The sequence below is a fragment of the Pseudomonas sp. NPDC089569 genome, assembly GCF_050280625.1.
Lineage (GTDB): Bacteria > Pseudomonadota > Gammaproteobacteria > Pseudomonadales > Pseudomonadaceae > Aquipseudomonas.
Genome location: NZ_JBNNVQ010000127.1, coordinates 1 through 15,438 on the forward strand (window position 1 = coordinate 1; position 15,438 = coordinate 15,438).

Consider the following 15,438-nt stretch of genomic DNA (forward strand, 5'->3'; position numbering starts at 1 on the left):
CCATCGCTGGCTGGAAAGGCATCGAAGCCTCCGACATGATCCTGATGCCGGTCGACGACACCGCCGTCCTGGACCCGTTCACCGAAGAGCCGACCCTGATCCTGGTCTGCGACATCATCGAACCTTCGAGCATGCAGGGCTACGACCGCGACCCACGTGCGATCGCCAAGCGCGCCGAAGAGTACCTGAAGGCCACCGCCATCGGTGACACCGTATTCGCAGGTCCAGAGCCTGAGTTCTTCATCTTCGACGAAGTGAAGTTCAAGTCCGACATCTCCGGTTCCATGTTCAAGATCTACTCCGAACAGGGTTCGTGGATGTCCGACCAGGACGTGGAAGGCGGCAACAAAGGTCACCGTCCAGGCGTCAAGGGCGGCTACTTCCCGGTTCCACCGTTCGACCATGACCACGAAATCCGCACCGCAATGTGCAACGCCCTGGAAGAAATGGGCCTGACCGTCGAAGTTCACCACCACGAAGTGGCAACTGCCGGTCAGAACGAAATCGGCGTCAAGTTCAACACCCTGGTGAAGAAAGCCGACGAAACCCAAACCCTGAAGTACGTTGTGCACAACGTTGCCGATGCATACGGCCGCACCGCTACCTTCATGCCGAAGCCTCTGTACGGCGATAACGGCTCGGGCATGCACGTTCACATGTCGATCTGGAAAGATGGCAAGAACACCTTCGCTGGCGAAGGTTATGCCGGCCTGTCCGACACCGCCCTGTACTTCATCGGCGGTATCATCAAGCACGGTAAGGCCCTGAACGGCTTCACCAACCCGGCCACCAACTCCTACAAGCGTCTGGTACCAGGCTTCGAAGCTCCGGTAATGCTGGCCTACTCGGCTCGTAACCGTTCCGCTTCGATCCGTATTCCTTACGTATCGAGCCCGAAAGCCCGTCGTATCGAAGCACGCTTCCCGGATCCGGCTGCCAACCCGTACCTGGCCTTCGCAGCACTGCTGATGGCCGGTCTGGACGGTATCCAGAACAAGATCCACCCAGGCGATGCAGCTGACAAGAACCTGTACGACCTGCCGCCAGAAGAGGCCAAAGAGATCCCGCAAGTTTGCGGCAGCCTGAAAGAAGCCCTGGAAGAGCTGGACAAAGGTCGTGCGTTCCTGACCAAAGGCGGCGTTTTCAGCGACGACTTCATCGACGCGTACATCGCTCTGAAAAGCGAAGAAGAAATCAAGGTACGTACCTTCGTACACCCACTGGAATACGAGCTGTACTACAGCTGCTAATCCGGTAGCGCTTGCGCAAGCGGCGTGAATAAAAGGCCTCCTTCGGGAGGCCTTTTTTATGCCCACTTTGTAGGAGCGAAGCTTACTCGCGAAGGTGTGTCAGACACACCGGCGTTGACTGACACACCTTCGCGAGCAGGCTCGCTCCCACAGGGTCTTGTGATCGCCGCAGTTCTCGGCAAACGATGGCCAGATGTGTATCGACTTGGGCCAGGCACCACCCCTGACCTATGCTGCAACCCAATGCTTTGGTATCCGGTCGATTTCATGGGTCGCGTTGTTCCTTTCATATTGCTGTTGATCGCCCTGCCCGCTACGGCACAGATCTACACCTACACCGCCGCCGACGGCAGCACGGCCTACAGCAACCAGCCCCCCGAAGGCGTCAATGCCCGGCCGGTTGAGCTTGCACCACTCAACCGCGTTGAGCCCCCGCCTGTTGCCGCGCCCATCGGCCCATCAGGCGCCCGCGCGTTACCCGGCACCTACGAGGTGCTCGAACTCACCGGTCTGCCGACCACCGAAGCCTTGCGCGCCAACAACGGCACGTTCACGGTCCAGGTACTGGTCAAACCCCGCCTGAGAGGGGCACACCTGTTCAGGCTGATACTGGACGATCAACCCTACGGCCTGCCAGGCAATGTGCCGAGCCTGCAACTGGTGAATATCGATCGCGGCCTGCACAGCCTTGCGGTACAGGTCATCGAAGGTGACACCGTGATCCAGCAAAGCCCTGTCGTGACGTTCAACCTGCAACGGGCGCACAAGCCTTGAACCTCTGGTGACCGACGACCGGAGTGCGCATTCATCGAAAAGCTGCGAAAAAAAGCCCCTTTGTTGCAGTACTTCCAACCCGATCCAGGCGAACGCACTATATTGGTGCATATGATTGCACCATTGCCTGATTCCAACCCATTTTGGGTCGAAATGACGGGCACGGCCCGACAAAACGCCACGCAATCGAGCGTCAAACGCCTGTTTCACAGGTTGAACGCTTCTTTTCGGAGCCTTGGTTTGGTTTTTGCATTTTTCTCGCACCAGCGCTTTTTTCTCGCGCATGCTCCGCCCTGAAAGAGGTCCCGATGACCATTAGCGACGCACTCCACCGTTTGCTACTCGACAACCTCACCACCGCGACCATTCTGCTCGACGCCGATCTGCGCCTTGAGTACATGAATCCGGCGGCGGAGATGCTCCTGGCCATCAGCGGCCAGCGCAGTCACGGCCAATTCATCAGCGAGTTGTTCACCGAATCCACTGAAGCGTTGAACTCATTGCGCCAGGCGGTCCAGCAGGCGCACCCCTTCACCAAGCGTGAAGCAATGCTCACCGCCCTCACCGGCCAGACGCTGACCGTCGATTACGCGGTGACGCCGATCCTGAGCCATGGCCACACCCTGTTGCTGCTTGAAGTACATCCTCGCGACCGCTTGCTGCGAATCACCAAGGAAGAGGCGCAACTGTCCAAGCAGGAAACCAGCAAAATGCTGGTGCGTGGCCTTGCCCATGAAATCAAGAATCCATTGGGTGGCATTCGTGGCGCGGCACAATTACTGGCCCGTGAACTGCCGGATGAAAACCTGCGCGATTACACCAATGTCATCATTGAAGAGGCCGACCGCCTGCGCAATCTGGTGGATCGCATGCTCGGTTCCAACAAACTGCCATCGCTGGCCATGTGCAATATCCATGAGGTGCTGGAGCGCGTCTGCCAACTGGTCGAGGCCGAAAGCCAGGGCTGCATCACGTTGGTGCGCGACTACGACCCGAGTATTCCCGACGTACTGATCGATCGCGAACAGATGATTCAGGCCGTACTGAACATCGTGCGCAATGCCATGCAGGCCATCAGCAGCCAGAACGAGCTGCGCCTGGGTCGCATCAGCTTGCGAACCCGCGCCATGCGCCAGTTCACCATCGGCCATGTGCGGCATCGCCTGGTGACCAAGATCGAGATCATCGACAACGGCCCGGGCATTCCTGCGGAACTTCAGGAAACCATCTTCTTTCCCATGGTCAGCGGCCGTCCGGACGGCACCGGGCTGGGCCTGGCCATTACCCAGAACATCATCAGCCAGCACCAGGGCCTGATCGAATGTGACAGCCACCCGGGCCACACCACGTTCTCGATCTTTCTGCCACTGGAACAAGGAGCCACATCGACATGAGCCGTAGTGAAACCGTGTGGATCGTCGATGACGACCGTTCTATCCGTTGGGTCCTGGAAAAAGCCCTGCAACAGGAAGGCATGACCACGCAAAGCTTCGACAGCGCCGATGGCGTGATGAGCCGCCTGGCCCGCCAGCAGCCGGACGTCATCATCTCCGACATCCGCATGCCGGGTGCCAGCGGCCTGGACCTCCTGGCGCGGATACGCGAACAGCACCCACGGCTGCCAGTGATCATCATGACGGCGCACTCCGATCTGGACAGCGCTGTCGCGTCCTATCAGGGCGGCGCGTTCGAGTACCTGCCCAAGCCGTTCGACGTCGACGAGGCGGTCTCACTGGTCAAGCGCGCCAACCAGCACGCCCAGGAACAACAAGGCCTGGAAGTGGCCCCGGCCTTGGCCCGCACGCCGGAAATCATCGGTGAAGCGCCGGCGATGCAGGAGGTGTTCCGCGCCATTGGCCGCCTGAGCCAATCCAACATCACCGTACTGATCAACGGCGAATCGGGCACCGGCAAGGAATTGGTAGCCCACGCCCTGCATCGCCACAGCCCTCGCGCGGCTTCGCCGTTCATCGCACTGAACATGGCGGCGATCCCCAAGGACCTGATGGAGTCGGAACTGTTCGGCCACGAAAAAGGGGCGTTCACCGGAGCGGCCAACCTGCGTCGCGGGCGTTTTGAACAGGCCGATGGCGGTACGCTGTTCCTCGACGAAATCGGCGACATGCCGGCCGACACCCAGACCCGCCTGCTGCGGGTACTGGCCGACGGTGAGTTTTATCGGGTGGGCGGTCATGTGCCGGTGAAAGTCGATGTACGAATCATCGCCGCTACCCACCAGAACCTGGAAACCCTGGTGCACGCCGGGAAATTCCGTGAGGACCTGTTCCACCGCCTCAACGTGATCCGCATTCACATCCCGCGCCTGTCGGATCGTCGCGAAGACATTCCGACCCTGGCCAGGCATTTTCTCAGCCGCGCCGCCCAGGAGCTGGCCGTCGAGCCGAAACTGCTGAAAAACGAAACCGAGGAGTACCTGAAAAATCTGCCGTGGCCCGGTAACGTGCGCCAGCTGGAGAACACCTGCCGCTGGATCACGGTCATGGCTTCGGGCCGCGAGGTGCATATTGGCGACCTGCCACCTGAACTGCTGAGCCTGCCGCAGGATTCGGCACCGGTGACCAACTGGGAACAGGCACTGCGCCAATGGGCCGACCAGGCGCTGGCACGTGGTCAATCAAGCCTGCTCGACAGCGCCGTGCCGGCCTTCGAGCGGATCATGATCGAAACCGCCCTCAAGCACACCGCCGGCCGCCGCCGCGATGCCGCCGTCCTGCTGGGATGGGGACGCAACACCCTGACTCGCAAGATCAAGGAGCTGGGGATGAAGGTTGATGGCGGGGAAGATGACGAGGGGGATGAGGGCTAAGCGACCTTAGGTTCTCTGTTGTATTTTCGATCCGTTCGCGGGCAAGCCTCGCTCCTACAAAAAAAATCGGTGTAGGAGCGAGGCTTGCCCGCGAAGCTTTTGACGGGACAAACGCACCGCCGCAATGCACCGTGACCCGCAATCGCGCACGGCAACTGATCCGAAACCCGCTTTTTCTCCGTACGAAAACCTCCACGCAAAAACGCGAAAGCCCCGCATAACGGGGCCTCCAGCGGTTATCAGCAGTTTTTTGTTTCGCCTTGTTAAAACCTGGCACGCCCCCTGCAGAAGCCCATACAGGTGATTCGATTCACCACCCGTTTCGGGGACCTTGGTACAGGCAGGCCGGGGATTCCCCTCTTTAACACCGGGCTCATACCGCACAAGCGACGAGCCCTGCCGTTTTGGGGTCCTTGGTACAGGCAGGCCGGGGATTCCCTCTTTAACACCGGGCTCGTACCGCACAAGCGACGAGCCCTGCCGTTTTGGGAACCTTGGTACAGGCAGGCCGGGGATTCCCGCTTTTATTGCTCCCGGAGATGGATCTCCAGCCGCCAGCGGTCATCAACCTCGCTACCCGACCAGTCCCCCTGCAATGGCCGTGCGGCCACCAACGTCAGCAACAAGCCAGCGTCACTTCGACGCGTACGCCAATTCACATCCTTGCCATCAAGTTTGAGCTGGCCCTTCTGCGCCTTGCCCTCAGCCTCGAATACCAGCGCAACGCTGCCGTCGACAATCTCGCCATGCAGCTTCGGCTCGTTGTTGAACCACACCACCAGCCCTGCGTCAGTGACTTCGACCTGTTGCAGCACGCTGGGGTCAGGCGTGGTCAGGCGACCGATCATCATCCCCACCATCAATCCGAATATCGCCAGCGAAGCCATCACGCGTGGGAATAGCTTCGAACGCGGGTCCGCTTCCGGCGTAGAATGCGCGTCATCTTTACCTTCGGAGCCGTGCATGTTTCACGTCATCCTTTTCCAACCGGAAATTCCGCCGAATACCGGCAACGTTATCAGGCTGTGCGCCAACAGTGGCTGCCACCTGCATTTGATCGAACCGCTGGGCTTTGAAATGGACGACAAGCGCCTGCGCCGGGCCGGTCTCGACTATCACGAGTATGCCACTCTGCAACGTCATGCGGACCTGGCCAGCTGCCTGCAAAGCCTGGGCAACCCACGGGTTTTCGCCTTTACCACCAAAGGCTCGCGGCCCTTTCATGACGCCGCATTCGTCGAGGGTGACGCGTTCCTGTTCGGCCCGGAAAGCCGTGGCCTGCCGCCCGAAGTCCTCGACGCCCTGCCCGCCGACCAGCGCCTGCGCCTGCCAATGCGCGAAGGCTGCCGCAGCCTGAATCTTTCGAACACCGTGGCCGTCGCGGTTTATGAGGCCTGGCGCCAAAACGGCTTCAAGTAAACAGCGCATAACAAATGTGGGAGCGAGCCTGCTCGCGATGATGGAGGGTCAGAGACATCGCTGCCGTCTGACACACCGCTATCGCGAGCAGGCTCGCTCCCACAGGGGTACAGCCAAACCGTTTATTGAACGGTCGGCACCTCGCCCGCTGCCTGCATGCGCTGCATTTCCTGCGCGTACAGTGCGTCGAAGTTCACCGGAGCCAGCATCAGGGCCGGGAACGAGCCACGGGTCACCAGGCTGTCCAGGGTTTCGCGAGCGTACGGGAACAGGATGTTCGGGCAGAACGCACCCAGGGTATGGCTCATCGAAGCCGCGTCCAGGTTCTTGATCAGGAAGATACCGGCCTGTTGCACTTCGGCGATGAACGCCACTTCTTCACCGTTTTTCACGGTGACCGACAGGGTCAGCACGACTTCGTAGAAATCGCTTTCCAACGCTTTCTGACGGGTATTGAGGTCCAGACCCACGCTCGGCTCCCACTGCTGGCGGAAGATCGCCGGGCTTTTCGGGGCCTCGAAGGACAAGTCACGTACGTAGATGCGCTGCAAGGAGAATTGCGGTGCGGATTCTTCTTCGCTGGCTGCAGTGTTCTGTTGGTCAGTCATCTCAGATCCTTTCTGATCTTGGGTCTTTTATTAGGGTTAGGCGTTCAGGCCTTGAGCAATGCGTCGAGCTTGCCGGCGCGCTCCAGGGCAAACAAATCATCACAACCGCCCACGTGCGTGCTGCCGATCCAGATCTGCGGCACGGATGTACGTCCGGCCTTCTGGGCCATGGCGGCACGCACCTGAGGCTTGCCATCGACCTTGATCTCTTCGAAGGCTACGCCTTTGTTCTCGAGCAGGTACTTGGCTCGCGAGCAGTAAGGGCAGTAATCGCTGGAATAGACGACGACGTTGTTCATATCACTTCACCAGCGGCAGATTGTCGGCTTTCCAGCTCGATACACCACCGGACAGCTTGGCGGCGGTGAAGCCGGCCTTCATCAGCTCACGGGCATGCGTACCCGCCGTCTGCCCCATGGCGTCGACCAGAATGATGGTCTTGGCCTTGTGTTTTTCCAGTTCGCCGACGCGAGCGGCCAGCTTGTCCTGTGGAATGTTCAGGGCACCGACGATGTGACCGGCGGCGTAATCCTTGCTCGGGCGGATGTCCACCACCACGCCGGCTTCCTTGTTGACCATGGCGGTCAGTTCCGCGGTGCTCAGGCTGCGGCCGCCGCCCTGCATCTGATAGGCGATCAGCAACGCCAGCAGTACGACGAAGATACCGACGAGAATGTAGTGGTTAGTGGCAAATTCAATCAGGTGAGCAACCATCGAAGGAGGTTCCAGGGCGTTAAAATGCCGGCCAGTATACACAGCCCCCATGGTCGGCCAAACCCCGTCCGGCGGTGACGTGGCAGGAACTTCCCTTTAAACTGCCACTCCCTTTTTCCATCGCCCTTTTAACGTGAGCCAGAGTGGATTCCATGACTACCACGCCTAAACCTTTGGTCCTGATGATTCTCGACGGCTTCGGTCACAGAGAAAGCCAGGAAGCCAACGCCATCTACGCGGCCAAAAAGCCTGTGCTCGATCGTCTGTGGGCCACCGTGCCGAACGGCCTGATCTCGGGTAGCGGCATGGACGTCGGTCTGCCGGATGGCCAGATGGGCAACTCCGAGGTCGGCCACATGAACCTGGGCGCCGGTCGCGTGGTGTATCAGGATTTCACCCGTGTGACCAAGTCGATCCGCGACGGCGAATTCTTCGAGAACCCGACCATCTGCGCCGCCGTGGATAAAGCTGTCGCTGCGGGCAAAGCCGTGCATTTCATGGGCCTGTTGTCCGATGGCGGCGTGCACAGCCATCAGGATCACCTGGTCGCCATGGCCGAACTGGCCGCCAAACGCGGCGCGGAAAAAATCTACCTGCACGCCTTCCTCGATGGCCGCGACACGCCACCGAAAAGCGCGCAATCATCGATCGAACTGCTGGACGCCACCTTCCAGGCCATCGGCAAGGGCCGCATCGCCAGCCTCATCGGCCGCTACTACGCGATGGATCGTGACAATCGTTGGGACCGGGTATCCCAGGCCTATAACCTGATTATCGACGGCCAGGGCGAATTCAACGCCACCACCGCCCAGGAAGGCCTGCAAGCGGCCTACGAGCGTGGCGAGAGCGACGAGTTCGTCAAGGCCACTTCCATCGGCGAACCGGTAAAAGTCGAAGACGGCGACGCTGTGGTGTTCATGAACTTCCGCGCCGACCGCGCCCGCGAACTGACCCGTGTGTTCGTCGAGGACGATTTCAACGAATTCGAGCGCAGCCGCCAGCCGAAACTGGCCGGCTTCGTGATGCTGACCCAATACGCCGCCAGCATTCCCGCGCCATCGGCCTTCGCTGCCGGCAGCCTGGAAAACGTGCTGGGCGACTACCTGGCGAAAAACGGCAAGACCCAGCTGCGCATCGCCGAAACCGAGAAGTATGCCCACGTGACGTTCTTCTTCTCCGGCGGCCGCGAAGAGCCGTTCCCGGGCGAAGAGCGCATCCTGATCCCGTCGCCGAAAGTCGCCACTTACGACCTGCAACCGGAAATGAGCGCACCGGAAGTCACCGACCGCATTGTCGATGCCATCGAAAACCTGCGTTACGACGTGATCATCGTCAACTATGCCAACGGTGACATGGTCGGCCACAGCGGCGTTTTCGAGGCGGCAGTAAAAGCTGTCGAATGCCTGGACACGTGCGTCGGCCGCATTGTCGACGCCCTTGAGAAAGTCGGCGGCGAAGCGCTGATCACCGCCGACCATGGCAACGTCGAGCAGATGTCCGACGAAACCACCGGCCAGGCGCACACTGCGCACACCACCGAGCCCGTGCCGTTCATCTATGTCGGCAAGCGTGACCTCAAGGTCCGCGAAGGCGGCGTGCTGGCGGACGTGGCACCGACCATGCTGAAACTGCTGGGCCTTGAGCAGCCGGCCGAGATGACCGGGACTTCGATTCTGGTGTAACTCGCCCGCTCAAACACTGAAAAACCCTGTGGGAGCTGGCTTGCCAGCGATAGCAATCTGACAGCCAACAGCTATGTTGAATGATCGGATGCCATCGCCGGCAAGCCAGCTCCCACAATGGTTTATGGGGTTTTGAAAATGAAATCTGGCCTGCCACCGCCCCCAGTTATCACACAGTCCCATTTGGGCGTTTTTTTTGCAGCGTGGGGCGGGCATACTAGGCCGTCCCTTTCGCCGGTATCGCCCGCCTCTATGCTTCGCGCCCTGATAGCCCTTGCTCTGACATGCCTGCTCCACCCGGCCTTCGCTGACGAGCGCGCGCAAACTCAACAGCAGTTGGACGCAACGCGTCAGGACATTGCCGAGCTGAAAAAGATGCTGGGCAAGCTCCAGGAAGAGAAGTCCGGTATTCAGAAAGACCTCAAGGGCACCGAGACTGAAATGGGCAAGCTCGAAAAGCAGGTCGAAGCCCTGCAAAAAGAGCTGAAGAAGAGTGAATCCGAGCTGCAACGGCTCGATGCGGAGAAAAAAAAACTCCAGAGCGCGCGCACTGAACAACAACGACTGATCGCCATCCAGGCCCGCGCGGCCTACCAGAATGGCCGTCAGGAGTACCTGAAGCTTTTGCTCAACCAGCAAAATCCAGAAAAATTCGCCCGTACCCTCACTTATTACGACTACCTGAGCCAGGCGCGTCTTGAGCAGTTGAAGAACTTCAACGAGACCCTGCGTCAACTGGCGGGCGTCGAGCAGGACATCGCCAGGCAACAGGCGCAATTGCTGGTGCAGCAAAGCAGCCTGGACAGCCAGCGCGACGAACTGGAAAAAGTCCGCCAGGAACGCCAGCAAGTCCTCGCCAAACTCAACGACGACGTCAAGGCTCGCGACCAGAAACTGGCAGCTCGCGAGCAGGATCAGGCAGACCTGTCTAAAGTCCTTAAAACCATTGAAGAAACCCTGGCCCGCCAGGCGCGAGAGGCCGAAGAAGCGCGGCAAAAGGCGCTGATCGCCCAGCAGGAAGCCGAAAAAAAGCGTTTGCGTGAAGAGGCCCAGGCCCAGGCGGATGAAACCGACGCCCCGCGCAAACCTGTCAAATCGACGCCCGGCGCGCTGGTTTCCAGCTCCGGCGAGACCTTTGGTGGCCCGTTTGCATCAACCCGCGGCAAACTTCCATGGCCTGTCGATGGTCGACTGCTTGCACGCTTCGGTGAAACCCGTGGCGATGACGCCCGGACCAAATGGGACGGCGTGATGATCGGCGCATCGGCCGGCAGCGCGGTGCATGCCGTGCATGGCGGTCGCGTGGTGTTCGCCGACTGGCTGCGGGGTGCCGGGCTGTTGGTGATTCTCGATCACGGCAATGGTTTCTTGAGTCTTTATGGTCACAACCAGACGCTGCTCAAGTCTGCGGGTGACGTGGTAAAAGCCGGTGAGTCCATCTCCACTGTCGGTAACAGTGGCGGGCAGGATACGCCAGCGTTGTATTTTGCAATTCGTCAGCAGGGTCACCCGAGTGATCCGGCGCAATGGTGCCGCGCTCAAGGATAAGCGCAGCATCTAATTCAGGAGTTCGTTCGACATGCTGCATCTGTCCCGCCTTACCTCGCTGGCCCTGACGATCGCCCTGGTGATCGGCGCGCCCCTGGCGTTTGCCGCTCAACCGGTCCCGGCGGCCTCGCCTGCAGGCACCGCCGCGACCACCAAGGCGCCATTGCCGCTGGAAGAGTTGCGCACCTTCGCCGAGGTCATGGATCGTATCAAGGCGGCGTATGTAGAGCCGGTGGACGACAAGACCCTGCTGGAAAACGCAATCAAGGGCATGCTCAGCAACCTTGATCCGCATTCCGCTTACCTGGGCCCGGAAGACTTTGCCGAACTGCAGGAAAGCACCAGTGGCGAATTTGGCGGGCTCGGCATCGAAGTCGGCTCCGAAGACGGCTTTATCAAGGTGGTATCGCCAATCGATGACACCCCGGCCTCCAAGGCGGGCATCCAGGCCGGCGACTTCATCGTCAAGATCAATGGCCAGCCGACCCGCGGCCAGAGCATGACCGAAGCCGTGGACAAGATGCGCGGCAAGATCGGCCAGAAAATCACCCTGACCCTGGTCCGCGACGGTGGCACGCCGTTCGACGTGACCCTGGCCCGCGCCATCATTCAAGTGAAGAGCGTGAAGAGCCAGTTGCTGGAATCCGGGTATGGCTACATCCGCATCACCCAGTTCCAGGTCAAGACCGGCGAGGAAGTCTCCAAGGCCCTGGCCAAGCTGCGCAAGGACAACGGCAAGAAGCTCAACGGCATCATCCTCGACTTGCGCAACAACCCAGGTGGCGTGCTGCAGGCGGCAGTCGAAGTGGTCGACCATTTCATCACCAAGGGCCTGATCGTCTACACCAAGGGCCGCATCGCCAACTCCGAGTTGCGTTTCTCGGCCACCGGCAAGGATGAAAGCGAAGCCGTGCCGATGGTTGTCCTGATCAACGGCGGCAGTGCCTCGGCCTCGGAAATTGTCGCCGGCGCCTTGCAGGATCAAAAACGCGCCGTGGTCATGGGTACCACCAGTTTCGGCAAGGGCTCGGTGCAAACCGTGTTGCCGCTGAACAACGAACGCGCACTGAAGATCACCACCGCGCTGTATTTCACGCCCAATGGCCGGTCCATCCAGGCCCAGGGCATCGTCCCGGACATCGAGGTGCGCAAGGCCAAGATCACCAGCGAGCAGGACAGCGACTACTTCAAGGAAGCCGATCTGCAAGGTCACCTGGGCAATGGCAACGGCGGCGCCGACAAACCGACCGGTTCGGGCGGCAAGGCCAAGGCAATGCCACAGGATGACGACTACCAACTGGCCCAGGCCCTGAGCCTGCTCAAAGGGCTGAGCATCACGTCCGGCCGTTGAGATGCACCTGCGGTTATTGATCGGCCTGCTGAGCTGTCTGGCGGGTGTTGCTCACGCTTCACCCACCGATTCGACGCCGCACAAGGCCTACCTGAGCCTGATCATCGACGACCTGGGGCAGAACCTGCCCCGGGATCGCCGTGTGCTGGACCTGCCTGGCCCGGTGACCACGGCAATCATGCCCGATACGCCCAACGCGACCGAGTTCGCCCGCGAAGCCCATCGCGCCGGAAAAATCGTCATCCTGCACATGCCCATGGACCCGGCCACGGGGCCATTCGCCTGGCACCCCGAACTGCCCATCGATGAGCTGGAAAAGCGCCTGGATGCCGCATTCAAAAAGGTCCCGTACACCAGTGGCATCAACAACCACATGGGCAGCCGGATGACCGCGCAACCAGCGGCCATGGCCTGGCTGATGGCGGACTTGCAGCAGCGACACAAATTTTTCGTCGACAGCCGCACCAGCGCGCAGACAACGGCCGCCGCTCAAGCGCAAAAAATTGGTTTGGCGAGCGTTTCGCGGGATGTATTCCTCGATGACGAACGCACCGAAGCGGCGATTTTTACGCAACTGCAGACAGCCATCAGCCTGGCGCGCAAACAGGGTTCGGCGGTGATGATCGGGCACCCGTATCCGCAAACGCTGGCGGTACTGGAGCGCGAGTTGCCGAAGCTGAAAGCCCAGGGCATCGACTGGATCGACATCAAGCAGATGATCAGCGTGCGCGGCAATCGGGCAATGGCCGCCCATGGCAAGGATGGGGTGTACCGCTAAATCAACAACACCACAAAACTAATTGTGGGAGCGAGCCTGCTCGCGATAGCGGTATGTCAGACAACAATGATGTCGCCTGACCCTCCCTCATCGCGAGCAGGCTCGCTCCCACATTGATAGGTGCAGGGTCCTACAGATACCGCGCCATGATGTCATCCACCACGCCTTCCTTGCGCAACTGATCCAGCGCGGCCTGGAGCTTGGCGACCGTCTCGTCCGGCACCTCTTTGTTCAGCGCCAGATACAGCTCGGCGCTGTTGAAGCGCAGCACGGTCTTGAGCCCACTCACACCTTCCTGGCGTGCCAGGTAGCGTCCGGCCGGATCGCCAGTTGCCCACAGATCGATCTGGCCGCTGACCAGTTTCTTCGCGTTGTCCTGATCACGCAGCACCACGGCCGGTTTCAGGCCTTGCTTGGCCAGTGTCATGGCAATGGCATCGCCCTTGTACGCGCCTATCTTGTACTTTCGTGCGTCATCCAGGGATTCGAGCGTGATTGGGCTGTCAGCCCTTGCCAGCATGATCCAGTCGTCCGGACCGATAGGACCGACCCATTTGAACAGATGCTCGCGGTCCGGCAGGCGGGCCATCACGAATGCACCGTATCCCGGGTTTTCCAGGGCAAGTTTGTAGACCCGCTCCCAAGGGAAACGCAGCGTCAGGCTGTAGGAAATGTCGGCGCGTTTGAAAATTTCACGGACGATGTCAGTGGCGATGCCGTTGATGTTTTCGTCCTGCGCGAAGTTCTTGCCATTCTTCGCCATGTTGTACGGCGGGAAGTTTTCCGTCAGCAAGACCAGGCCGGTGTCCGTACTCTCGGCAGCATGCACGCCGCCGATGAGCAACACAGAGGCGCTGGTGAGGGCAAGAAGTAGGCGTTTGAGCATGTCTGGCTACCGAAATCCATGGCGTACCCAAGAGTGCCTTGAGCCCGCCATGATGTCCACTGGCCTGCATTGGTTTGTTCAGCGCATCACAATTCCGCGATGAGCCATGTACGCCTTGGCCTCCTGAACGGTGTATTCGCCGAAGTGGAAAATACTCGCCGCCAACACTGCACTGGCATGGCCTTCGAGAATGCCATCGGCCAGGTGCTGCAGGTTGCCGACACCGCCCGAAGCGATCACCGGAATGCCCAGCGCATCGCTGATGGCACGGGTGACGCCAAGGTCGAAACCGTTTTTCATGCCGTCCTGGTCCATGCTGGTCAGCAAGATTTCGCCAGCACCCAGGCCTTCCATCTTCTTCGCCCACTCGACCGCATCAAGGCCGGTTGGCTTGCGGCCACCGTGAGTGAAAATCTCCCAACGCGGGGTTTCGCCCGGGCCGGAAACTTTCTTCGCATCGATGGCGACCACGATGCACTGCGAGCCGAAATGCTGCGCGGCTTCCCCGACGAACTCCGGGTTGAACACGGCCGCGGTGTTGATCGAGACCTTGTCCGCACCGGCATTGAGCAGATTGCGAATGTCTTGCACGGTGCGCACGCCACCGCCCACGGTCAGCGGGATGAACACCTGGCTGGCCATGCGCTCGACGGTATGCAGCGTGGTGTCGCGGCCGTCGACGCTGGCGGTGATGTCGAGAAAGGTAATCTCGTCGGCGCCCTGCTCGTCGTAACGACGGGCGATTTCCACCGGGTCACCGGCGTCGCGGATGTTTTCGAATTTCACACCCTTGACCACCCGGCCGTTGTCCACGTCCAGGCAAGGGATGATGCGTTTGGCCAGCGCCATGGTCAGTCCTCAGCCTTTGTACGAGTCGCAGAAAGCTTGCGCTTCGGCGACGTCGAGGGTGCCTTCGTAGATCGCCCGGCCGGTGATCGCACCGATGATGCCTGGCGCCTTGGCGTCGAGCAGGGCCTTGATGTCGCCCAGGTTGTGGATACCGCCGGAAGCGATCACCGGAATCCTGGTGGCAGCGGCCAGCGCGGCGGTGAACGGTACGTTGCAGCCCTGCATCATGCCGTCTTTGGCGATGTCGGTATAAACGATGGCGGACACGCCGTCGGCTTCGAAGCGCTTGGCCAGGTCGATCACCTGCACGCTGCTGACTTCAGCCCAACCGTCGGTGGCGACGAAACCGTCCTTGGCGTCCAGGCCGACAATGACCTTGCCCGGAAACGCGCGGCAGGCTTCGGCAACGAACTCCGGTTCTTTCACCGCCTTGGTGCCGATGATCACGTAGCTCACACCCGCCTTGACGTAGTGCTCGATGGTTTCCAGCGAACGAATGCCGCCGCCGATCTGGATCGGCAGGTTCGGGTAACGCTTGGCGATCGCGGTGACGACTTCACCGTTGACCGGCTGGCCTTCGAACGCGCCGTTCAGGTCGACCAGATGCAGACGACGGCAACCGCCCTCCACCCACTTGGCAGCCATGCTCACCGGGTATGGCGGACCGCGCGACGATCGCCAACATGGCCCCGGAGTACGGCGCCACTTGCGGGTTCTTTCCGGTGGACGACGTGACGCTGGACTATCTGCGC

Annotated in this window: 15 protein-coding genes and 2 pseudogenes; 10 read left to right on the forward strand and 7 right to left on the reverse strand. The window is 60.4% G+C overall.

What is annotated here, in order from left to right:
* The 4 genes from glnA to ntrC form a co-directional block, all read left to right on the forward strand.
* The coding region (gene glnA, locus ACQKP2_RS28780; protein WP_427581560.1) for a type I glutamate--ammonia ligase at nt 1–1,250 on the forward strand (1,250 nt) is incomplete at its 5' end.
* 267 nt (nt 1,251–1,517) lie between these two features.
* A complete protein-coding gene (locus ACQKP2_RS28785; RefSeq protein WP_427581562.1) occupies nt 1,518–2,024 on the forward strand; it encodes a DUF4124 domain-containing protein in 507 nt (168 codons plus the stop codon).
* 308 nt (nt 2,025–2,332) lie between these two features.
* The gene (glnL, locus tag ACQKP2_RS28790) at nt 2,333–3,418 is read left to right on the forward strand and encodes a nitrogen regulation protein NR(II) (RefSeq protein WP_427581564.1); all 1,086 of its coding nucleotides are present in this window, start codon (nt 2,333–2,335) and stop codon (nt 3,416–3,418) included.
* Nucleotides 3,415–4,851, forward strand: coding sequence for a nitrogen regulation protein NR(I) (gene ntrC / locus ACQKP2_RS28795; RefSeq protein ID WP_427581566.1), 1,437 nt, complete (start codon nt 3,415–3,417; stop codon nt 4,849–4,851). The genes glnL and ntrC overlap by 4 nt, the downstream gene beginning before the upstream one ends.
* Nucleotides 4,852–5,375: 524 nt before the next feature.
* On the opposite strand, the gene ACQKP2_RS28800 is transcribed toward ntrC, so the two are convergent.
* The gene (locus tag ACQKP2_RS28800; RefSeq protein WP_427581568.1) at nt 5,376–5,816 is read right to left on the reverse strand and encodes a hypothetical protein; all 441 of its coding nucleotides are present in this window, start codon (nt 5,814–5,816) and stop codon (nt 5,376–5,378) included.
* Here ACQKP2_RS28800 and ACQKP2_RS28805 point away from each other — a divergent pair.
* On the forward strand, nt 5,815–6,270 hold the full coding sequence (locus ACQKP2_RS28805; RefSeq protein ID WP_427581570.1) for a tRNA (cytidine(34)-2'-O)-methyltransferase: 456 nt from the start codon (nt 5,815–5,817) through the stop codon (nt 6,268–6,270). The genes ACQKP2_RS28800 and ACQKP2_RS28805 overlap by 2 nt on opposite strands.
* 122 nt (nt 6,271–6,392) lie before the next feature.
* Here the strand turns inward: ACQKP2_RS28805 and secB are convergent, their stop codons facing one another.
* From secB to ACQKP2_RS28820, 3 genes are read right to left on the reverse strand one after another with little or no spacing between them, the layout of a single operon-like run.
* Complete coding sequence (gene secB / locus ACQKP2_RS28810) at nt 6,393–6,878, reverse strand: protein-export chaperone SecB (RefSeq protein WP_427581571.1); 486 nt, start codon at nt 6,876–6,878, stop codon at nt 6,393–6,395.
* A gap of 44 nt (nt 6,879–6,922) precedes the next feature.
* Complete coding sequence (gene grxC / locus ACQKP2_RS28815; protein WP_053153180.1) at nt 6,923–7,177, reverse strand: glutaredoxin 3; 255 nt, start codon at nt 7,175–7,177, stop codon at nt 6,923–6,925.
* A 1-nt stretch (nt 7,178) separates the two neighbouring features.
* On the reverse strand, nt 7,179–7,592 hold the full coding sequence (locus ACQKP2_RS28820) for a rhodanese-like domain-containing protein (RefSeq protein WP_427581573.1): 414 nt from the start codon (nt 7,590–7,592) through the stop codon (nt 7,179–7,181).
* Nucleotides 7,593–7,744: 152 nt separating this feature from the next.
* On the opposite strand from ACQKP2_RS28820, the gene gpmI reads away from it, so the two are divergent.
* The 4 genes from gpmI to ACQKP2_RS28840 all read left to right on the forward strand — a co-directional run bounded on the left by gpmI (nt 7,745) and on the right by ACQKP2_RS28840 (nt 12,951).
* Nucleotides 7,745–9,274 (forward strand): 2,3-bisphosphoglycerate-independent phosphoglycerate mutase, encoded by a 1,530-nt coding sequence (gene gpmI, locus ACQKP2_RS28825; protein WP_427581575.1) that lies wholly within the window; start codon nt 7,745–7,747, stop codon nt 9,272–9,274.
* A 252-nt stretch (nt 9,275–9,526) separates the two neighbouring features.
* Nucleotides 9,527–10,822 carry a murein hydrolase activator EnvC family protein gene (locus ACQKP2_RS28830; protein WP_427581577.1) on the forward strand — a complete coding sequence of 432 codons (1,296 nt, stop codon included), beginning with the start codon at nt 9,527–9,529 and terminating at the stop codon, nt 10,820–10,822.
* 31 nt (nt 10,823–10,853) lie between these two features.
* Nucleotides 10,854–12,173 (forward strand): S41 family peptidase, encoded by a 1,320-nt coding sequence (locus ACQKP2_RS28835; RefSeq protein WP_427581579.1) that lies wholly within the window; start codon nt 10,854–10,856, stop codon nt 12,171–12,173.
* 1 nt (nt 12,174) lies between these two features.
* Nucleotides 12,175–12,951, forward strand: a complete 777-nt coding sequence (locus ACQKP2_RS28840; protein WP_427581581.1) for a divergent polysaccharide deacetylase family protein — start codon at nt 12,175–12,177, stop codon at nt 12,949–12,951.
* 130 nt (nt 12,952–13,081) lie between these two features.
* Here ACQKP2_RS28840 and ACQKP2_RS28845 read toward each other — a convergent pair whose 3' ends face one another.
* The 3 genes and pseudogenes from ACQKP2_RS28845 to ACQKP2_RS28855 all read right to left on the reverse strand — a co-directional run.
* Entirely contained in the window at nt 13,082–13,837 is a 756-nt protein-coding gene (locus ACQKP2_RS28845) for a substrate-binding periplasmic protein (protein ID WP_427581582.1), read from the reverse strand.
* A gap of 78 nt (nt 13,838–13,915) precedes the next feature.
* Complete coding sequence (gene hisF / locus ACQKP2_RS28850; RefSeq protein WP_007897430.1) at nt 13,916–14,686, reverse strand: imidazole glycerol phosphate synthase subunit HisF; 771 nt, start codon at nt 14,684–14,686, stop codon at nt 13,916–13,918.
* Nucleotides 14,687–14,695: 9 nt separating this feature from the next.
* Nucleotides 14,696–15,340, reverse strand: a pseudogene (locus ACQKP2_RS28855) (1-(5-phosphoribosyl)-5-[(5-phosphoribosylamino)methylideneamino] imidazole-4-carboxamide isomerase); the annotation flags it as partial.
* A 2-nt stretch (nt 15,341–15,342) separates the two neighbouring features.
* On the opposite strand from ACQKP2_RS28855, the pseudogene ACQKP2_RS28860 reads away from it, so the two are divergent.
* A pseudogene (locus ACQKP2_RS28860) lies at nt 15,343–15,438 on the forward strand (aconitase family protein); the annotation flags it as partial.